Source organism: Sulfuricurvum sp. (assembly GCF_049277495.1).
Lineage (GTDB): Bacteria > Campylobacterota > Campylobacteria > Campylobacterales > Sulfurimonadaceae > Sulfuricurvum.
Map to the genome: position 1 here is coordinate 45,178 of NZ_JBASYM010000051.1, position 22,298 is coordinate 67,475.

Consider the following 22,298-nt stretch of genomic DNA (forward strand, 5'->3'; position numbering starts at 1 on the left):
TATCCAAGCTTGTTTAGGTATTGACCATGACCTTTGAAAAATTATCGAGATAGTTCCAAAACGATTGTATGTTCTCAGGGCTGACTCCCTCTTTTTCGAGTTCCGGTAAAAGTGCCGCATAGCATTCGAGCCATACCTGCCGCCCTTTTGCATCAATACGGAACCGTGCATGACGGGCCAGCATACGGGGGTCTCCGCGTGTTTGGGCGTAATAATCCGGACCGCCGCAGATTTGGATCAGAAAATCCCCTGCATGTTTTTTGACTTTTGCAAAATCCTCTTCATAATCGACCGGAAACATAAATGCGATAGCACTATGACTAATCAAATCATAATGATCACTCACCAGTTTCCGGAAGCGCTCTTCCCCGACTTGTTCCAGAAAACCTGGATTGGGTTTGATAATGGCAGGATTGGGGGTATCCGACGCGATATCCGTAATGGTCAAAGTCATTCTCATCCCTCTAGATATAATAAATATGCAGTATTCTAAAGGTCTGTTGAGAATAAGCTCCTTAAAGCGGATAGCTATGCATCAATACCAGAGGGTTTCTTTTTTAAGAAGCTGGCGGTTCTTTTTGGAGACCGTATGCATATCATCCAGAATCCGGTGCAGAACATCGATTGTATCAATGGCAAAAGCCCCTTTGTTCAGCATGACGCACTCTGCTCTCCCCGCCATTGCGGCATCGGTCACTTCGGCACGGCTGGGAAGGTTGTTTTTCATCTTGCTCTCCAATACCTGTGTCGCCCAGATGACGGGTAAATGCGCCGCATCGCAAATATCCAGAAGCGCTTCTTGGATATACGCCATATTCTCAAACCCTACCTCGATGGCCAAATCTCCGCGGGCGATCATCACCCCGCTCTTTTCGGATTTGAGCAGCTGTTCGAGTATTTCGGGCATATTGGCGACCGCTTGGCGTGTTTCGATTTTGGCAATGATCCCGATATCCGGTCTGCCATTTTCCAAAAGCAGGTTTTGGAGATCCGCTACGTCATCGACACTTTGGCAAAAAGAGAGACTCAAACTGTCCGCAAAATCCAATACCGACAATGCATTGATACGATCTTCTTGGGTCAGTGCCGGTATCGGGATATAGGTATCCGGGAAATTGATCCCTTTTTCCTCTTTCAACAATACCCCTCCCGCTTTGGAGACTACCACTTTGCAGGTAACGGCATCGATATTATTATAGACGACGGCCAGACCGATCTTTCCGTCATCAATAAAAATGTTTTCCCCTTCTTTGAGCGAAGCGAGCATCCCGCGGACACTGCATCCGATCATCGCCGGTAAAACCACATTTCGTTCTTCATCCAACAATGCGGATCTTCCCTTAATCTCATTTTCCGTAATGATCAGAGAATCGCCGACGAACAATCGGATAGGGTCTTTTTGAATTTGGAGATTCAGAATCTTACTCCCGTACTCACCGCATTTGAGTTTGGTTTTTTTGGTGACGAATACCTTCTTGTTGATAAAACCGCGCATTGTCGTATCACTCACTTCCTGCAAACGGATCATCGCTTTTTTGTGGTTGACATCGACAATCTTGATCGAATCTTTTTTCGTGATTTTTTTGAAAAACTTTTTATCGACCACAATCTGCGCAGGTATTTTTTCGAGGGTAACCGGGTCTGTCGTCTCTGATCGGGTTTCAGCGTCGTCGCAGCGGATCAGAACCTCTTTCTCCTGCTTGTTGCTTCCGATCATGATCGGGATATCTACCTCTTGAATCGATCCTGTCCGTATTTTAGGGCCGGCTAAATCAACAAAGATCTTGATCTTTTCTACCGATTCGCGTTCGCTGTTAATGCGGCCGATTATGTCGGCCATCGCTTTCCATGTCTCGATAGTGTCATGAGCCGTATTGATTCGAAAGACATTCACCCCGGCATGTGCGAGCTCTCGGATCAGCTGTCCGTCGTTTTGGGTCGCATGAGAAGGGAGCGTCACCATAACGGATGTACTTTGACGGCTTAGTTTGGAACTGGCTTTCCCCCCGAAAAGGGCTTTGCTGTTATTCGACGCGATCGCTATGGAATCGGAAATCGAGAGATGATGAAATTGCGCCATCATCTCTTCGCTGATTTGTTCCCGCCCCAGAGAACTGCTGAGCTGATCATAAAGGGTATCGATGCTCGCGGCAACATGGGCATACGACCGGCCTAACGAAGAGAGCGATAGCATAAAGAGTTTTTCTTGCAGCGGCGTGCGGTCTTTTTTTCGCAAGAGCATGTATTGATTCAGATTCAAAAGACTTTGCGCGCGGGGATGCTCGCTTTCCACTTCATCGCGGGCTGCCAACAAATATTTTCGAAGAATCTCGATATCTTCGAGTGCCGATTCCATCAGGGTTCGATCTAACACACTGTCTCCTTGGCAAAGATATTGAATTATCGTTGCCGGAGAATTATGCATATCCTCGATTACATCGCGGTTACTCTCTCCGCTCCGGGATTATTGGATATCGCAACGATCCAGTTTTTCAAATCCGGGAAGAATTTTTCCTTCCAGCAATTCCAGACTCGCACCGCCTCCGGTCGAGATAAAACTGAATTTGTCTTTCTCTCCCGCTTTTTCTACCGCATCGGCTGTATCCCCGCCCCCGACGATCGTATACGCATAGCTCTCCGCAATGGCAGTCGCCAATTTATAGGTTCCTTTGGAAAAACGGTCGATCTCATAAATCCCCATCGGACCGTTCCAGATGATGGTGTTGGAGAGTTCAATCGCTTCGGAAAAGAGTTTAAGGGTTGCAGGGCCGATATCAACGGAACGAAATCCTTCCAGCACATCTTGGACGGGCGTAATACGGATATCAACCGGGTGTTCGATCGAATCGGTAATCACGACATCGACCGGAAGATAGACCTTGACGTTATGGGCTTTGGCCTCTTCGAGCACCTCTTTCGCCGTCTGAAGATAATCAGACTCAACCAGCGATGCTTGCATATCGTATCCCAGCGCCTGCAAAAACGTATTGCTCATCGCGCCGCCGATAATCAGCTTGTCCACTTTTTGCATTACCGCCGTCAAAAGGGTTATTTTCGACGATATTTTTGATCCGCCGACGACCAATGCGATCGGACGGACCGGTTTTTCCAATGCTTTGGTAAAAGCTTCGATCTCCCTCATCATTAAAAAACCGGCGACTTTCACCGAAACATAATCCGTTATACCGTATGTCGATGCATGTTTGCGATGGGAGGTACCGAATGCATCGTTCACATAAATATCGCACAGTTCCCCTAAACGGCGGGAAAGTTCAGGATCGTTTTTCTTTTCCCCTGCATCAAAACGGATATTTTCCAGTAAAAAAATTCTCTCCGTCGAACACTGGGTATTTTGTACTTTCAGTTCGTCCAGTTCGTTGAGGAACTCAACCTTTTTTTGGAGAAGGCGTTCAAGCCGTTTTTGAACATGACGGAGGCTGAAGCGCTCTTCCGGACCGTTTTTCGGATTTCCCAGATGGGAAACTAGAGTGATAGAGCAGGCATTATGATCGATACAATAGTTGATCGTCGGCAATACCGCACGAATGCGGCTGTCATCGGAAATGTTAAAATGCGAATCCATCGGAACATTAAAATCGACCCGGATCAGCACCCGCTTACCGGATACATCAACGTCTTTAAGACTTTTGACCCCTGACATCGTGATAATGTTGCTGATCATCCTTTTTCCTTTATTCGCAGCAGTTATACATTTTTATATAGTACTCGTGAACCATGCGCCCCGAATCAAATGCGGGAATGACATCCGCCATGGCGGTTTTCATCATTTGGGTCCATTGTTCGGGTTTATTGTAATACATCGGAATGATCTCGTTTTCGAGCATATCCATCAAATTTTTATTGTCTTCGTAATCTTGGACCTCTATCGGCGTCGTATGATCAATCGGAGGGATCGTGAAAGAGTTGATAGCATGTCTTGAAAATTCCGGATGCCACCCGTCATTCGTAGAAAAATGGATAGAACCGTTCATACTCGCCGTCATTCCGCTCGTACCGCTTGCTTCGCGGGAAACACGCGGGGTATTGAGCCATATGTCAGACCCTTTTTTCAGGACACGGGAGAGTTCAAGCTCATAGCCGACCAGTACCGCCATATTTTTAATTTTATGGCTGATATGGATGAGTTCATTAAAAGAGTTGATGGCATTGGTATCAAACGGATACGGCTTTCCGGCCCAAATGACCTGAATCGGCTGATCTTCACGTTCCAAAAGTTTTTTAAACCGGGCAAAATCGTGTTTGAGCAGTCCGGGACGTTTGTACTCGGCAAAACGGCGTGCCCATACGATCGTCAGGATGTCAGGGTCAAACATTTTACCGGTCTGATCGGCAACGATGTTGAACAAAGTGCGTTTGAGATGTTTTTTGCGTCCCGTAAGTGCATAGTCTTCATGCTCGTCCAGCGAGGAGAGCATATCTTTGTCACTCCAGAACCGGCGGTTTTGCGCATTGGTGATATAAATGATTTCACAGACCCCCTCATAGCTTTGCCACATACGGTTAGCCACTTCGCCATGCATTTTGGAAACGGCATTGGTCTTTTTGGACGATCGCAGTGCTCCCAGCGTAAGGTTGAACTTATCCTCGTGCATATTCATGATTACGCGGACGGTATCGAGATCAAGTCCGTTAAAGAAACCGAATTTGTGGAGCAGCTCTATGTTATGCTTTTCATTGCCGGCATCTTCGGGGGTATGGGTCGTAAAGACAACCTGAGATTTAACCCGATCCATATCACGGTATTTTGCATACAGTTCAAATACCAGCGGCAGGGCATGCCCTTCGTTCATATGATAAATATCAATCTTTTGTTTCAGCGCTTCGAGGACTTTGACCCCTCCGATCCCCAGTACCACTTCTTGGGATATACGGGTCTCTTCGTTCACATCGTAAAGCTTATGGGTAATGGTCCGGGCTAAAAAATCATTTTCGGGTATATCCGTAGAGAGGAGGATGAGCGGAGCCGAACCGAAAACACTCGGAGGGAGATAAAATGCCTTGATATGGACATCCTGAGCGTGAATATTGACGGTTGCCTGCACCCCTAAATCTTCCAGAAAATAGTAATGTTTGCGGATAAATTCCGTTTTGAGACTGCGGTCTTCGTTACGCGATTGATCGTAATAACCGAAACTCCATAATATCCCCACACCGATCACATTTTGATGCAGATCGTATGCACTTCTCAAATGGGAACCGGCCAGAAATCCAAGACCGCCCGAATAGGTTTTTAATGCCTGATGAACGGCAAATTCCATTGAAAAATAAGCCACACTCGTCGCATATCTCGTATCAAATTCATAATCGTGTAAAATCATTGTTTCTTCTCTTCTGGTATCGTAGCTGATTATTGTATCGACATATCAATTGTTTTTTGGTTACCGATCCGCTTTAAATAAACGACCCCCAACGGAGGGAGTTTCAGAGAGAGGGAAAATTCGCGTCCGTGCATCGGTTCATTCCGGCTTGTAACGATCCCTTCATTACCGATATTCCACCCCTCATAATAGTGTGATTGCGAGTTAAATATCTCACGATATTCCCCTGCTTCGAGGACCCCTAAAGGAAAATTTTCTCTCGTCTGATCCGAAAAGTTACACACGACATAGACACTTTCATCCCCTATGTCACTCTTGCGAACAAAGCTGATGCAGTTATGGGTATGATCGCGGTCATCGATCCATTCGAAACCTTCGCGTTTCTCATCATACAGATGCAAGGCGCGTTCTTCCCGATAAAGGCGGTTGAGATCCGAAACCATTTTTTGCAATCCCTTGTGCAGCGGATTTTCCAGCAGATGCCAATCCAACGACCGCTCAAAACTCCATTCGGCAAATTGGGCGATTTCTCCCCCCATGAAAAGGAGTTTTTTACCCGGATGGGCCATCATATACCCGTACAATGAACGCAAATGGGCAAATTTCTGGTTCGTATCCCCGGGCATTTTGTTGATCAGCGAGCCCTTCATATGGACCACTTCATCGTGACTGAGGGGGAGCATGAAGTTTTCGTCAAACCCGTACCACATGCTAAAAGTGAGCTGGTGGTGATGATGCTGACGGTAAATAGGATCATAGCTCATGTATTTGAGCGAATCGTGCATCCACCCCATGTTCCATTTAAAACCGAATCCAAGTCCCCCTACATCTACCGGACGGGTCACCATGGGATAGGCGGTTGACTCTTCGGCAATCATCAATATATCTGAGAATTCGCCATACAGGCTGATATTGAGTTTTTTTAGAAATTCTACGGCTTCAAGATTAATATCCCCGCCGTATTTGTTAGGGATCCATTCCCCCTCTTTACGGGCATAGTTGAGATAAAGCATGGAGGCAACCGCATCCACTCGGATACCGTCGATATGGTATTTGTCACACCAAAACATCGCCGAAGAGATCAGAAATGATTTGACTTCGTTACGTCCGTAGTTAAAAATGATACTTCCCCACTCCGGGTGATACCCCTGACGCGGATCCTCATGTTCATATAAAGCCGTACCGTCGAAGTTGATCAACCCGTGCATATCCACGGCAAAATGAGAAGGAACCCAGTCCATAATAACGCCGATGCCATTTTGGTGAAGCGTATCGATCAAAAACATCAAATCCTGCGGTGTTCCGAATCGTGACGTAGCGGCAAAATAGCCGACGACCTGATACCCCCAGGAACCGAAGAACGGATACTCGGTGAGCGGCATAAACTCGACATGAGTATAGTTCATCTCTTTCAGATACGCTACCAACTCGACAGCAAGCTCTCGATAGGTGAGAAACCGGTTATCTTCTTCAACTTTGCGTCTCCACGATCCCATATGCATCTCATAAACACTGATCGGTGCATTATGGGCGTTATTCTCATGGCGATCCAGCATCCAAGCACTGTCTTCCCATCCGTATCCTTCGATATTCCATACACGCGACGCTGACTTGGAAGGTTCTTCGGCATAAAAACCGAAAGGATCGCTTTTATCATGGACAATATTATGGAATTTGGAGACGATGTGGTATTTGTAGGTGAGTCCCTGTTCTACCCCCTCGATAAACCCTTCCCATATCCCCGAACCGTCCTCTCTCAACCGCAGAGGATGCGCATCGACAGAGTAATCATTAAAATCGCCGCGGACACTGACACTGTGGGCATTGGGAGCCCATACGGCGAAACACACTCCCTCTTTGCCCTCATGAACCATAAAATGCGATCCGAACTTCTCATAGAGTTTGGTGTGGTTTCCCTGACGGAACAGATAGATATCCAGTTCACTCAATCGGGATACGTCATAACTGATCGGGTGACTCATTCATCGACTCCTTGCTGGCCTCTGCGACCTTGTATGACACGTCGGTAAAGGGCATCATACTCGCGTGCCGCACCTTCCCAATCGTACCGTTTTTCCATAGCATTGCGCTGCAGCCGCTCAAATCCCTCTTTGTCGTTGTGCCATACGTCTAGAGCCCAATGGAGGGTTCCGACCAGTGCATCGGAGGTTGCATCATAAAACTTGAATCCGGTACCGTGGGTCTGATCATTCCAATAATTTTCGATCGTATCATCCAATCCCCCCGTCGCACGGACGATAGGGAGCGTTCCGTAGCGGAGGCTGTAGATTTGGTTGAGCCCGCACGGCTCGAACAAAGAGGGCATCAAAAACAGATCGCTCCCTGCTTCGATTTGATGGGCAAGATCGTTGCGATAGCCGATATAACAGCCGAATTTATCGGAATGTTTTCCGGCAATATCACTAAAATAGTGTTCCGCCCATTTTTCCCCAGCCCCGAGAATAACGATCTGAATATCCATCTCCAAAAGTCTCCAGATCGCATGGGCGAGCAATTCGATCCCTTTTTGTTCGACGAGCCGTCCGACCAGCCCGATCAGAGGAATATCGCTCCGCTGCGGAAGATTAAACGTCTGTTGGAGCTGTGCTTTGCACACCGCTTTACCGCCCATATCCCCCAGGTCATACTGCTGTGCGATAAACGGATCAACGGAGGGACTCCACTCTTCGTAATCGACCCCGTTCAGGATTCCATGGAGTTTATATGAGTTAATATTAAGAAGTCCCTCCAACCCCCATCCAAACTCATGGGACCGTATCTCCTGCGCATATTTTTGGCTGACCGTGCTGATCACATCGGCATGGACGATTCCCCCTTTGAGGAGATTGACACCGTCATATTCCTCGAGTTCATGGGCATTAAAATGGCTCCATCCCACACCGAGGGCATCCATCGCACCTTTGTAAAATTTCCCCTGATGCTGGAGATTGTGGATACTCAGGAGCGATCCGGTATAAGCGAAATCAGGATCATACGCATAATGGGTGTTTAACATGACGGGTATAGCGGCCGTATGCCAGTCGTTAGCGTGGATAACATCGGGACGAAACCGGAGTTTTTTGGCAAGCTGCATGACGGCGCGTGAAAAAAAGATAAAACGGGTATCGTTGTCGATGAAACTGAATCCGTCTTCTTCATAGAGCCCTTTACGGCCGAAAAAGCCTTCATGCTCAATAAAGTAAACCGGAACATCCGATCCCGGGAGAACCCCCTCATAGACATCCGCCCACGCTTCGCCCAGATTTCCCATCGGAACACCCAGCGATCCTTCAAGACGTTTCAGCGCGTATTTTTCCTTGTCCACGATGTAATAGCGGGGCATCACCACCCGCACGTCATGCCCCATAGCCCGTAATGCTTTCGGAAGTGCCCCGGTAACATCCGCCAATCCGCCGCTTTTGGCAAACGGTACCACTTCGGATGCAGCAAGGAATATATTGAGTTTACCCATAACGTCTCTCTTGTAATAATTTTGCCCCGTCCATCGAAGCATTGTCCAACACACTGATCTCGATACGCAGATTCTGAAGAGATGGTCTCAGGGCAAATTCGCCCAGACGTTCACGCAACAGCTTCAGCAAATAAGGGTTCTCACGGATAATTCCGCCGCCGAGCACTAACAGAGCGGGATTTCCAAGTGTCACCAGTGTCCCGGCGGCACTTAGCAGCGCCGTTTCAAACTCTTTGACGATCATCTGCGCATTTGTATCGGATGAGTGTTTCAAACGCTCTAAAAACGGATCCTCATCTATTTTTAAACGGGTGCACCATTTGGCAATCCCCGACCCCGATGCAAACAGCTCGATACAGTTAGAGCGTCCGCATCCGCACACAAACGGTGCATGCCGATAAGGGATATGACCGATCTCAAAAGAGAGATTTCCGCTTCCGCGGATCAGTCTCCCGCCATCGATCACGGCAGAACCGATCCCCGTACCGACATACAAAGCACACAGAGTCTCCGTTCCCCAATGCTGCGCTTCCGCCATAATGGCACAATTGAGATCATTGTCGATCGCTAATGTGACATCATAGCGTGATTCGACAACGGCTTTGAGCCGATGTTCATCGATAGATATATTGGGGGCGGAAAGGATCTCCCCCTCATAAACCTGCCCTGCATACGAAATTCCGATAAAACCGATATCAGGATGCGCAGCCATTTGCTCTTCGATAAACGAGAGAAGCCCTTGGGCATCGGAGCGGATCGTTTGGGAAAATATCTCAGACCCGCTGTGCAGCTCGCTGCGTAAATAGGTCCCGCCGATATCAATCGTGAGTGTTTTCATCGGCTCAGCGTATCATAAAGATCTGCGTACACTTTGGCACTCTCCGTCCAGGAGAAATCACAGTTCATATTGTGTTTGACAATGGCATTGTAGAGTTTCTTATCCTGATAGAGGTCCATCGCTTTTGCCATTGCATGGAGACATGCGCGTTCGCTGGGACGCTCAAATGCGATGCCAAACCCGTTCTTTGCATCGGGATCGAATTTTTCAAACCGCTTGACCGAATCGATCAATCCCCCCACATGGTGAACGATCGGAACGGCGCCGTAAGCGAACGCTATCAGCTGATTCAATCCGCACGGCTCGAATAACGACGGCATCAATAAAAAGTCGGCAGCCGCATACATCCGGTGAGACTGGACTTCGTCATATCCGAAATGAAAATAAACATTCCGATGCGCATGGGCGAGTTTTTCCACCTCTTCACGGTAACTCTCTTCCCCTTCTCCCAAAATTGCCACATTACATTCCAATCCAGCAAGTTTAGGAAGGGTATCGATCAGAATTTGCATCCCCTTTTGTCCGGTGAACCGTCCGATAAATACAAACAAAGGTTTGTTGATTCCTTTGAGCGAAACGGATTTGAGATAATCGCTCTTATTGATCCGTTTCCCTTTAAGATCGCTATAGGGGGTCAGGAGTACCGTATCATTTTGGGGAGAGAAATGTTCGGTATCTATCCCGTTGAGGATACCGACGAGCTTTTTTCGGTGGGCCCGTAAAAAACCTTCCAGCCCGCAGCCGAACTCTTCGGTCAAGATCTCTTTCGCATACGTCGGGCTAACCGTGGTTACAGCATCAGCGTAAGCGATCGCCGCTTTCATGAAACTGACCTGCCCGTAAAACTCGATCCCCTCCATCGTGAAGTATTTTTCATCGATCCCCAAATCAGACAGGATTTCTGAGGGAAATGTCCCCTGGTAGGCAAGATTATGGATGGTAAAGAGGGTTCGAGTATGAATCTCGGGACGTTCATGAAGCAACAGTGCCACGAGGGCACATTGCCAGTCATTGAGATGGGCTATCGCGTACTCGGACATTTGCATCATCGCTAAAAGAGCATAGTTGAAGATGCCGAAACGGAGGGCATTGTCCTCATACCCGCTATGCGGAGGACCATATAAAAATTCACGCTCACACAGCAGCGGCGAGTAAACAAACCGATACCGCACCTCTTGATAGGTACATCCGAAAAGCTGAACCTCATACGCCGCATTGCCCATACTCACTTCAAATTTTTCCCCGATCGGGCGGATAGCGTATTGTTCCCGATCAATCGATTGGTATAGCGGCATCACGACATCAACATCAAACCTTTCCGTCAAAGCCTTGGGAAGTGCATGCGCGACATCGGCCAATCCCCCCGTTTTGGCAAAGGGATACACTTCACTTGCGGCGAACAACAGACGTTTTTTCGACATTTCAACCCTCCTTGAGCAATTTAGCCGCCACTTCGGGCGCTACAGGATTAATCAGTATTCCCGTGGTGAGTTCAAACCCCCCATGAGTATAGATACGCGGCATGATACGAATCGAAAATTGGTGTACCTCGTCCACCGGTATATCCATCCCCTCATGCAGAGATTGCAGCGGAGGAGTCGTTATACTCAGGTTAAAATGGAGTATCCTCAACTGGCGTTTGAGCTTTTTGAGTATCCGATACAATATCTTGGACAATTGTTCGATATGCCCTTCGCTGAGGGTGTCGATCTGCCCGATTTTTTGGCTTGAACTGATGATCAGTTCAAAAGGATACGCACTCGCATAGGGGCAATAGGCACTGAATTCCCCTTCCCGATCCACGATCCTATCCCCGGCTTCCTCTTCATGCTGAAGAATCGATTGCATCAGCCCTTTTGCCGTTGATTGATAATACTCGACTTCCCGCAAAAACTGCTCACGCTCTCGTTTCGGTATCAGCGGCAATCCGATTACCTGCGTATGGCAATGAGGCTGTGTCGATCCGCCGGAGATCCCTTCATTTTTAAAAAGGGTGATATGGGCGATACGGGTATCACGGCGCAAATCACCGAAGCGCTGCTTCAACGTCTTCAGCCACAATCCGATTTGGGTATCATCCCATTCCTCCATTGAGGTATGGTGCTGCGGCGTATCGATAATCACCTCATGCGCCCCGAACCCTTCCCAATACTCATGAAGTCCGAAATGATGGATATAAGGCGCTTCGATTTGCACCGCTTTATAAAGGTTCGGCACAACCCTCGTCTGCCAGCCGCGTTCATTCGAAAAAGTGTTGACCGGACGAACCGCAAAAATTTCCGGAGGGGTCATCGATTCATTCCCTTCGCAAAAAGGGCACTCACTCCGGGAAGGATCATCCGGTATTACACAGGCAAAATCGGGATGGTGCAGCCGCTCCGGAGCGATGATGACATGATTGTCATAGAGCCGATCATACCGTATTTCAGACATCGCTTACCTCGATCCTTCCTGAAAGAGAAAATCCGATATTAAACGGAAGAACAATCGCGATACTGATCCCCTGAACGGTGAGATCAAGCCCCTGCTCACTTTGTGAAAGGGTTTTCAATTTAAAGTACATGAATTCACAGGCAGTCCCCAAACAAATACAGATTTTCTTCTGAAGGACTCCGTCCGTAATTTCCAAGCGGCTGAGTTCGCCCAAACTGCCCGACTCCATCAGAGGCGTATCATTCATCAGTACTTTGTCATAATCGGAAAAATGAAAATTATGCTCGAGAATATAGACGAGCTCTGCCCCCGAATTGGTCAAAAGCGTAATATCGAAGTCCAGACCGCGATGAAGCGGACGATAGATTTTTTCCAATCTCGCTTTCTCTTTATCGGGGAAATAGACTCCCCCCTCACGCCAGAAATGGAGTTCAGAATCTTTAATAGACGATTCAAAAGGCTGATTGGCAAAATCACCGTACTCTCGGAAATTACACCGGCGAAAATTCTCAAGCGTGAATTGAGTGTCGCTGATATGATCGACAAACGAGTTTTTAAGGTACCAATCATAGATGACCTCATCGGCTAAATTCGGATCAATGACCATTGCGACATGATGAATCGTATCGATCCCATCTTCTGCCATATGCTCCTCTTCCGCCGTATTTTGTTGAAACATCCGCTCGTGATAGGCCTCTTTGCGGCGTGTCAATGTGTTTTGCCAGTTAAAACAATCGGCACGGGAATCAAATTCGACCAATTGCCCCCCGCACGCAGAATCAAACCTCCATATCAGGTCTGGAGTCACTGTTTTGATCTTATCATACCCGTCGAGTTCATTTTGGTCAGTGAGAATCGCCGCCGTATTTTTATATCGGATATTTTCACATTCAATGAGATAGCGGTAAGCATTGTCTCTGAGGTTAGGGAGATAAAGTCCACCAAAGACCCCATGCCACAGGGGGTCATTTGTCTGAAGTTTGTACAAGGCGGTATCAAATGCTTTATCCGCTACTTCCAGCCGTGCATGGGAGAGTTCGATCATCCGTTTGTGGATGCGGTTGCTCTCGGGATATTTGACAAAAAAGTTCTTCCATATCCCCCCTTTGAGAAACTTGATCCCTTCTTGTTCAAATCGCTCAAATCCCATCTCATGTTTAAATGCTTCCAGTTTAAGGGCATTTTCGGCACGAAGGCTCCACTCTCCCATCTCATAATAGGAGACATTCGGCAGATACGCGATCCCGCGGGGATGACTCTGCGCCATGTATTCCCGATACTGCATCGTTTGAATCGTTTCATCGTCCAAAACACGCTGAACGAAACGTTCCAGCCACCCCTTGGTGTAAACCCATTCATACGTTCCGGGCCACATTCCGAATTTTTCGGCATCGTCAAATAAAATTGCGGCAGAATCCTTTTCACGGGTATACGATTTGATCGCTCGGATTGCACTCTCGACATTCAGAAACGGTATGGCGTAGCGAAGTTTTTTACTGATGGGAAACAGTCCAAGCGCGACTCCGCCCTCTTCGCTCATATAATATCCGTCCAAAGCCGATTCATCAAATCCCGCACACTGAAAATGGTAATCGTCCATTACGGTGTAGTGGATTCCGCTGCGGACTACATCAGGGATAAGAGAAGATTCCCACACCCGTTCTGTCAGCCAAAGCCCTTTGGGCCTCTGGTTAAACCCTTTTTGGATCGAATCATTGAGACGCTCAATCTGCTCTACCCGGTCAGCAGAGGGGATAACACTCAAAATAGGCTCATAATAGCCTCCGCTAAAAAACTCGATGCTTCCTTGGTTTGCGAGGTCTTGAATACGATGATAAAGTTGTGGATTGCGTTCTTGGATCTGTTCCATTAACCAGCCGCTGCAATGGACACTGAAGCGAAATGCAGGATACCGGCTCATCACTTCGAAAAAAGGCTCATAGCAGCTCGTAATCGCATGCTCGATGACCCATCCGAAATTATCGACCGGCTGATGCATATGTATTCCAAACAACAGTATCGTCTTATTCCCCATCCCTACTCCTAAACAAACCAGTTACGTCCATAGACCTCGTCTAAATCAATAGAGAGTGATCCGAACTCCGGCAGAGTCTGAATAATCTGCCCGTTGCGAACAATCTCAAAACGAAGATGAATTATAGTATACGTTTTAAAATAGCTTCGTGAAAGAGAGAGTTCAATCCTCTCATCGACCGCACACATACAATCTTCCGTATTATCTTTTCCGTTCAGCCCTATCGTCAGTTCTTCATCCGTTTCTTCAATAGTGATAATAAGCTTGGTTTCTTCTACATCCAGCAAAACGATGTTTCCTTCAAATGCTACGTATACCGCATTCGCATCATATCCATAATGGATGACATCAATCGGTCCGCGAACACGCTCCATCGTCGAATAGAGTTTTCTCTCATCAATACGGCCGCATCCAAGCCACTCGAAAAAAAAGCTCGTCTTTCCGTCGATGACCGGTGAAATCGGTCCATGCGGTTTGATCGCGAAAGTAGCGGTCCCCTTATGACTTTGTATCGGTTCAAACAGCTCCGTTGGGGGAGGCATCTCCAGTAAACGGTAAATACTAATTAAATGGTTGCGAAAAAGAGCATCGAATTCATCCGAAAAACCGCTCATGTGATCATCACCGTACCACCAAAACCAGTCACTGCACTCCGATGCCAGAAAATGGTACTGAATTTTGTCACGAATCTCATCCGTCAGTGTACCGCGATAATGGTCAACATCACGTCGTGTTTCGTAGATCAGTTCCCATGCCCTGTTTTTTTCGCTGTGGCCTGACCATGTATCGAACGTCCCGTGTATCCAACTGCCGGGAGTCAATCTCTTTAGCGGTTCCATCCCCTCTTTTTTAGAGACTTCCTCCATCGTTACCGTGGTACACCACGGCAGATTGGCAAGACGGGTATAGAGTGCGGTAAAAAAGTCATGTGCATTATTCTCATAAAACTCCCAGGCATTTTCGCCGTCCACGATGATAAAAACGGTAGGATCCTGTTCTTTTTGCTGGATCAGTTCCAATGCATGTACAAAGTGGTCTGCCGCATCATGCCCCGATTTGAACCGATAATTAAATCCGATAAGATCGCTTAAAGCGTGATCTCGGAATCCGATCGTCACTTTATCAAAGCGATACGGCTTGTAAATCAATGATCGGTTCTGTTTCCCCAAAGAGTTCAATAAGATAGACTCATCGGTAGCGATCCACTCTATGCCGTGCTGTTGATACATAGCCATGCTCTCTACGTCTACGGCCCCTTCAGCTGGCCAAAATCCGCTCGGTTTTTTACCGAATATTTTTTCATACAAGGCTATCGAACGCTCGACATGCACGAGAGCATCCTCTTTGAGAGAAAGGTACCTTTCTGGGAGAATCGTATGCGGATTTGCCTTTAGGGCATTTTCCATATTGATCAAAAGCGGAAGAATAGGATGATTGTACGGAGTTGTTGAGACACTGATTCTCCCCTGCTCTTGCAATGATGCATAAAACGGAAGAATCGTATCGATAAAGCGGCACAATGTTTCAAGCAGCTGCTCTTTATCCGTTTGTGTATATCCGGACCCTTTTTGAATCAGTTCACGGATCAAAGGAATTTCCTGACGTAAATACGAACTGCACCATGCGAGGATAAAAACCACTTCAAGATCGATAAATTCGTAGAGTGTATACTCTTCTTGGTGATAGAGCGCATCAAAACGACGGGATAGCTTGACCATCGTCTCATACTGCGTTGACTTGCAAATTTTGACAATCCATTTTTTGTCCGAATCATCCAGCGATGAAGGATGCAATGCCCATAAGTTAAGAAAATGGTCATTCTTCAGCGGCTCGCGGTACAAAAGAAGCTGTTCGATAAGTGTGGGAGTAAGATTGAATGTCGCTTTAAGCCCTGCATTGCGGCTCAGGAGCCACGGCATCTCATAGTAATCTTTGATTGCATGGAGAAATACCCACGGCATTTTCATCACACCGTCACTTCCCCGGTAATCAGGCTGATGCATATGCCAGAAAAAGGAGAGGTTGAGGGCTTGCGGTTTCATTTTGAGACGGTCCACTCCTCGATTTTTGCACGGTAGGTCTCATAGATTTTTTCACCGCTCTCGTCCGTTTCAGCCTGAATATAAATATTGAGACGATCGCTGTACTGATCCGGAATCATTAGGATCCAATCGTTTTTAGCCAGCCATATTTTGACACCGTCAAGCGTCGACGAATCTTTCCCTTTGGCATCTTCGAGGAACATCCGCATCATTTTCCCCTTCAGCGCCTGAGAACACGGAACTTTGAAACTGCGATAGAAAAATTTGGGAAGTGCATCGATCAAATCCGAAAGCTGGACCCCATGGTTCACCATCATTTCGATAATTTTGAGGGTCGCATACATCGAATCTCTGTGGGTAGCAAATTCGGTAAAGGCGAAATTTCCCTCCCCCGTTGCGATCAGATCGTATTTTTTCATCTGTTCCGCTTTGAAATTTGCATATTGTCCACGGGAAATTTTAAGCTGATCAAAATAGATGATATCCGCCGCCCATGTAGGAAGAAATACTCTTTTCTTCGTACCGATTTTTTGGGCTTCCAGATTCAATAATGACAAGACAACATAGAGCGCCGTCTGCTTCGAGAGAAGCATCCCTTTGTTGCACAGTATATCCAGACGCTGCCCATGGGGATAAAGCATAAATCCGGCATCCAGAGAGAGAGCTTGGATAATACTGCCCATATCCTGATTGGAACTTTTCGAGAGTGCGGTAATATTCTCCAGCCGCTGTGCGTCAGGATAGGCATTGAACATAATATGATCGACCCCGAGATCTTTTAAAATATCCGGAAATACTTCGGATGCCTGTCCATGCAGCATATCGACGGCAATTCGGCAGTCAAGGCATTTGAACGCATGCGATTGCAGCAGTGATTCCATCCCTTTTTTATAATGACTGTATTCATACTTATGATCGGAGGGATAAATCTGTCCGATACGCGAATAATCGACCCGGCGGAAAGATTCTTTGAAAAATGCTTTCTCGATTTTTTTGGATACTTCGCTGTTGACCCGAAGCGCTTCGTGATTATAGAACGTTATAACCGTGCTGGAGGGATCATCAAGCTTTTGATTAAAATGTATCCCCGCAGCATACCCCTCATTCGAAGAGAGGCTGCAGCGCATTACGGCAGAAGGAATCGCATTGTAATCCACAACATCGATACCGGCGGAGAGAATACCCCCTAAAAAAGCCCGTTTGAGCATTCGCGAGCTTTTATTGAAATCACGGGAAACCAGTACCGTCGATCCGACGGGAAGCTGCGAGCCGAATGCTTCGGCAAGTTTGGTGGCCATTTCACAGGAGAGTTCCACATTCGATTTTCCGATTACCATTCCGTTTTCAAAAATCGAATTTTTGTATTTACTTCCCAAAATGACACTTCGGCTGACGATGGAAGCATTTTCGATCACTTTGTCCGGCCAGATCGTGACATCTTTTTCGACATTCACCAACTCACCGATCTCACATCCCTCAGCCAGGATCAACCCCGCTTTTGCGGTAACATTTTTCCCGAAATGGTTGTTGTTACAGATGACACACCCGTCCAATTTTGCATTTTCTCCGATTTCAACATCGTTCCAGATGACGGTATTTCGGATCTTGCACTCCGAGTGGATCGTAACATTCTCGCCGATGACAACATTGTTTAGTCTTGATCCCCTCTCCACCGTTACATTTTTTCCGATGACGACAATTCCGATCACTTCGACACTCTCGTCCAAACCGTTGTCTTCTGCGCAAATCAATACTCCATCGGGGTATTTGATCGCTTCGCCGTCCACCTCAAATTTGATTTTTCCGCTGAGGATATCGTCATATACGTCACGATAGCTCTCAGGATTTCCGACATCACGCCAATATCCCCGCGCGTATCCGGCCATCAGATCGATGCCCTGACGCATCAGAAGAGGAAAGAGATCTTTGGCAAAATCAAAATTTTCATTTTTCGGGATATAGTTGAGGATTTCAGGCTCGATAATATAGATACCCGTGTTAATCGTGTCACTGAAGACTTCACCCCAGCTCGGCTTCTCCAGAAACTTTTCAATCTTTCCCTCTTCATTGGCGATGACAACGCCAAATTCAAGCGGATTATCAACTGAGGTAAGGGTAATGGTGAGTTTGGAGTTTTTCGCTTTGTGGTAATCGAATATTTTCTGAAAATTGAAATCGGTAACCAAATCGCCGCTGATAACAATGAAATTTTCATCACCAATGAACTCCTGTGCGCGTTTCACGGCTCCTGCCGTACCGTAATCATCATCAGGTACGACGTAGGTGATATTGATACCCCAGGCACTTCCGTCTTTAAAATAGTCTTTGATGATTTCAGGCTTGAAATAGAGTAAAACAATAAATTCTTTGATTCCCAAGTTTTTGAGACTCATCATCGTGTGTTCCATCATCGGTTTATTCATGATGGGAAGCATCGGTTTCGGTATGGAATTAGTAAGAGGTTGTATTCGTGTACCGAACCCGCCTGCCATTACAACAGCTTTCATCGATCTCCTTTATTAAAAGAAATTAAAATAAATTGAAAATTACTTTTCTTCATAGGCTATAAGTATATAATAATAAATCATACTTATAGACACAACTTTTGTTTAAAACTGCAAATACAGTATCATACTTACGTGATCTAATAAGGATTATATGAGGTCAAGAAAATCACAGCCACCCTTTTTTTCGAAAATAGACCAACGGGATAAGACCGGAGACAACCATCATCAAAATAGAAAACGGATACCCTCCGCTCCAGGAGAGTTCCGGCATAAATCTAAAGTTCATCCCGTAAATACTGGCGATCAATGTCGGCGGCATCAATACGACGCTTGCAACGGTAAAGAGTTTGATTATTTTGTTTTGTTCAATATTGGTCTGGGCTAAAAAGAGATTTTGGAGATTATCCAGCGTATTGGCATCGATCGTTATAAATTCTACCAGTGAATTAAGATCTTTCATCATAATAAAAAGCTGATCTTTCAGCGGTTTGGTGAGCTTCGGAGATTTTGCCATCGCGGTCAACGTCCGCCGTTTATCAAAAACCGACTGTCTGACTTTTGCCGTGAACTCTTGCAGAGTCGATATTTTCTGGAGCAATTCGATCGACTGCCCCCCCGTTTCCCACAGCAGTTTTTTTCGTATGTCATCGCTCTCTTTAGCCGCATATTCGAGCAAATCGGCATCGGCATCGATCCGAATGTCAAAAATCTGCATAAAAATATCAAAACCTGAATGAAACTTTCTAGGATATTTAATCAGTGTCGTATGCATGGTTTCAAACGTCTGAAGTTCTTTCTCACGGATCGAAAAAAGAATATCGTTTTGAAGGATAAACGTCACCGATTCATTGTAGGGACGATTGGTATTGTCCACGAAAAAAAAGGAAACAAAAAAGAAAGCGTTGATGGTAATGCGGAAATCATCTTCAACATAGCGTGAGCTTAATTCGATCTCTTCCCGTTCGTTTTTGGTCGGGAACCCGATTCCGAATAAATTTTCGACCTGTTTGATTTCATCCGAAGTCGGCTGATACATGTCGATCCAGGCAATCTTCTCATGAGACGGCAATCCGTCAAGTTCACTCAAATTCGTTGTCAAAAAGTGATTTTTATCATGGATGTATAGTGTAACCATAAGATTCCATCCTGCATTTGCTGTTGTGTAACTCTACTAACAGTGTATCGTTTGTTATTAACAAAACAATTACAAATCGAAAAAATCTTCGGCAATCATTCGAAATATCAAGCATCCCTCTTTATAATGTCACCGATAAATGAATGAAGGTAACCCATGGATTTAAAACAGCAGTTAATTGATTTTGGATGCGGAGCAGAATTTGTTGAAATTGCCTTAGGCTATGCGCAATTTTATCAACCCGAACACGATATAGAGCATTTTATCGAGTATGTCGAAGAAGAATATGCCAAAATCGAAGAAGCCGAAGAGATCAAAAAAATGGACAAAGAGATTGTTGATGCATCCGGTCTTTTTGAAGAGTTTGAAAGCGAAGATCAACTTTAATAAGTTTTAACAGGTTCTCATTTATCTCGGTCAAGAAGTGCTATAATCATTGGTAACAAATGATAATTTTTTGTGTGGAATCCCCAATGGAGTGTAACGATGAGCGGTGCGATAGAAAAATTGCAGAAAGAACTTAAAGATACGCAGCGTGCATTAGCCGAATCCGAAGAGCGCCACCTCAGACGAGAAGCTGAACAAATCAAAGAGACATGCAGACAAATCGAACAGGCACATCAAGAGTGGATAGCTGCATTGGATGTGGTAGACGATCCGATCTTCATGCATGATAAAGATTTTAGAATTCTACGCTGTAATATTGCTTATCAGAAGCTTGCAGAACTTCCTTTTAACCAGATTATCGGACATCCCTACTTTGAGATCTTTCCAAAAAGTGATTCCCCTCTGCCTCACTGCATGAAAACCATGGGAGATGTACGATCAAGTAGATCGGAAGATGATATACAAATTGATGGCTCTAGTTTCCGTTCTCGCGCTTATTCCTTAACCGATGAACAAGGTCAATATCTGTATTCTGTCCACCTACTCGAAAACATTACCGAACGCAAACGGATACAACTGGCGTTACGTGAGAGCGAGGAAAAGTTCCATAGTATCACCGCTTCTGCTCAAGATGCAATACTTATGATGGATGATCAAGGCAATATTTCGTATTGTAATAATGCAGCCGAAAAAATGTTCGGTTATTCTGCAAAAGAAGCGATAGGACAATCTCTTCACACGCTGATTGCACCGGCACGGTTTCTTGAAGCACATAAGATAGGCTTCAGCCATTTCAAAAAAACGGGAGAAGGTCCTGCCATAGGCAAAACGCTTGAACTGGCCGCATTGAAAAAAAACGGAACGGAATTTCCGATAGAGCTCTCCCTCTCTGCAGTCAGAATCGAAGGTCGTTTGAATGCGATCGGTATTATTCGAGATATCACCGAACGGAAACATGCCGAGACCGCCTTAAAACGCGCCAACCGCGCTCTAAAAACCCTATCAGCAGGGAATCTGGCATTGGTACGAGCTAAAGATGAAAATGCACTGCTAAAAGATATTACCGATATCATCGTAAAAAATGGCGGATACATGCATGCAGCTGTCGGCTATGCAGAGAATGATAGTGAACAAACCATCACTCCCATGTCATGGACGGATATGCATGAGCATACCTTCTGGCTGCAACGCGCCACATGGGCGGATAATGAACAAGGGCAATTTCCGGTTGCCAGAGCTATACGCAGTGGACAGACACAAATTTGTCGCAACATTACCGACGAGTCAGAATTTACAACGTGGAGAGATGCTGTACTCTCCCGCGGATATGCCTCAAATATTGCCCTCCCTCTCATCGAAGGAGATAAGGTTTTCGGGGCTTTAAGTATCTATTCCTCAGATACGAACGCTTTTGATGAAGAAGAAGTTAGACTGTTAGAGGAACTGGCAAATGACCTCGGCTACGGTATTCTCAACCTACGGACCCATACCCTTCATGAACAGCAGGCAATGCTGCTTCGACAAAGTCTGGAACAATCGATTCAAACCATTGCTTCCACCGTAGAAGCACGAGACCCCTACACCGCCGGACATCAAAATCGAGTCAGCGAGTTGGCAACTGCTATTGCACGTGAAATGGATCTAAGCGAAGAACAAATCCATGGTATCCACCTTGCCGCAATCATCCACGATCTGGGCAAAATTCATATCCCTGCAGAAATTCTCTCCAAACCCGGAAAACTCAACGCTATCGAATTTATGCTGATTCAAACCCATCCGCAGGAGGGATACAATATCCTTAAAGATGTTAAATTTCCGTGGCCGATCGCTGATATCATTTTACAACATCATGAAAAACTCGATGGTTCTGGCTACCCCCAAGGGCTAAAAGACGAAGAAATACTCATTGAGGCAAAGATCATCTGTGTTGCCGACGTAGTCGAAGCCATGTCCTCCCACCGCCCTTATCGTGCGTCATTGGGGATCAAACCGGCTCTGGATGAGATAAAACACGGACGTGGAAACTGGTATGACCCTTTAGTGGTTGACACATGTGTAAAACTTTTTGCTGAAAAAAGATTTGCATTTAGTGTGGCAGTGTAACTATATT

15 protein-coding genes are annotated in these 22,298 nt (G+C 46.1%); 2 read left to right on the forward strand and 13 right to left on the reverse strand.

From position 1 onward, the window contains the following. Nucleotides 1–13 precede the first annotated feature (13 nt). The 13 genes from WAO38_RS09540 to corA all read right to left on the reverse strand — a co-directional run bounded on the left by WAO38_RS09540 (nt 14) and on the right by corA (nt 19,801). Nucleotides 14–454 carry a globin gene (locus tag WAO38_RS09540; protein WP_422236550.1) on the reverse strand — a complete coding sequence of 147 codons (441 nt, stop codon included), beginning with the start codon at nt 452–454 and terminating at the stop codon, nt 14–16. A gap of 81 nt (nt 455–535) precedes the next feature. Next, nucleotides 536–2,374 carry a pyruvate kinase gene (locus tag WAO38_RS09545; protein WP_422236552.1) on the reverse strand — a complete coding sequence of 613 codons (1,839 nt, stop codon included), beginning with the start codon at nt 2,372–2,374 and terminating at the stop codon, nt 536–538. A 90-nt stretch (nt 2,375–2,464) separates the two neighbouring features. After that, complete coding sequence (locus WAO38_RS09550) at nt 2,465–3,682, reverse strand: phosphoglycerate kinase (protein WP_422236554.1); 1,218 nt, start codon at nt 3,680–3,682, stop codon at nt 2,465–2,467. Between the two features lie 10 nt (nt 3,683–3,692). Beyond that, complete coding sequence (glgP, locus tag WAO38_RS09555) at nt 3,693–5,339, reverse strand: alpha-glucan family phosphorylase (RefSeq protein ID WP_422236556.1); 1,647 nt, start codon at nt 5,337–5,339, stop codon at nt 3,693–3,695. A gap of 29 nt (nt 5,340–5,368) precedes the next feature. Further along, nucleotides 5,369–7,321: a 1,4-alpha-glucan branching protein GlgB gene (gene glgB, locus WAO38_RS09560; RefSeq protein ID WP_422236558.1), complete on the reverse strand. Its 1,953-nt coding sequence runs from the start codon at nt 7,319–7,321 to the stop codon at nt 5,369–5,371. Further along, a complete protein-coding gene (gene glgA, locus WAO38_RS09565; protein ID WP_422236560.1) occupies nt 7,318–8,811 on the reverse strand; it encodes a glycogen synthase GlgA in 1,494 nt (497 codons plus the stop codon). The genes glgB and glgA overlap by 4 nt, the downstream gene beginning before the upstream one ends. Next, a complete protein-coding gene (locus WAO38_RS09570; protein WP_422236562.1) occupies nt 8,804–9,649 on the reverse strand; it encodes an ROK family protein in 846 nt (281 codons plus the stop codon). The genes glgA and WAO38_RS09570 overlap by 8 nt, the downstream gene beginning before the upstream one ends. Then, nucleotides 9,646–11,070, reverse strand: a complete 1,425-nt coding sequence (locus WAO38_RS09575) for a glycogen synthase (protein ID WP_422236564.1) — start codon at nt 11,068–11,070, stop codon at nt 9,646–9,648. Before WAO38_RS09575 ends, WAO38_RS09570 begins: the two co-directional genes overlap by 4 nt. A 1-nt stretch (nt 11,071) precedes the next feature. Further along, on the reverse strand, nt 11,072–12,082 hold the full coding sequence (locus tag WAO38_RS09580; RefSeq protein ID WP_422236566.1) for a UTP--glucose-1-phosphate uridylyltransferase: 1,011 nt from the start codon (nt 12,080–12,082) through the stop codon (nt 11,072–11,074). Next, complete coding sequence (locus tag WAO38_RS09585) at nt 12,075–14,117, reverse strand: alpha-amylase/4-alpha-glucanotransferase domain-containing protein (protein WP_422236568.1); 2,043 nt, start codon at nt 14,115–14,117, stop codon at nt 12,075–12,077. The genes WAO38_RS09580 and WAO38_RS09585 overlap by 8 nt, the downstream gene beginning before the upstream one ends. Before the next feature lie 8 nt (nt 14,118–14,125). After that, the gene (locus WAO38_RS09590) at nt 14,126–16,159 is read right to left on the reverse strand and encodes a glycoside hydrolase (protein WP_422236570.1); all 2,034 of its coding nucleotides are present in this window, start codon (nt 16,157–16,159) and stop codon (nt 14,126–14,128) included. Further along, nucleotides 16,156–18,666 (reverse strand): sugar phosphate nucleotidyltransferase, encoded by a 2,511-nt coding sequence (locus tag WAO38_RS09595; protein WP_422236571.1) that lies wholly within the window; start codon nt 18,664–18,666, stop codon nt 16,156–16,158. Before WAO38_RS09595 ends, WAO38_RS09590 begins: the two co-directional genes overlap by 4 nt. Nucleotides 18,667–18,832: 166 nt before the next feature. Continuing rightward, on the reverse strand, nt 18,833–19,801 hold the full coding sequence (gene corA / locus WAO38_RS09600) for a magnesium/cobalt transporter CorA (protein ID WP_422236573.1): 969 nt from the start codon (nt 19,799–19,801) through the stop codon (nt 18,833–18,835). A gap of 156 nt (nt 19,802–19,957) precedes the next feature. On the opposite strand from corA, the gene WAO38_RS09605 reads away from it, so the two are divergent. After that, entirely contained in the window at nt 19,958–20,188 is a 231-nt protein-coding gene (locus WAO38_RS09605; RefSeq protein WP_422236575.1) for a hypothetical protein, read from the forward strand. Nucleotides 20,189–20,287: 99 nt separating this feature from the next. Further along, nucleotides 20,288–22,291 carry an HD domain-containing phosphohydrolase gene (locus WAO38_RS09610; RefSeq protein ID WP_422236576.1) on the forward strand — a complete coding sequence of 668 codons (2,004 nt, stop codon included), beginning with the start codon at nt 20,288–20,290 and terminating at the stop codon, nt 22,289–22,291. The last annotated feature ends 7 nt before the right edge of the window (nt 22,292–22,298 follow it).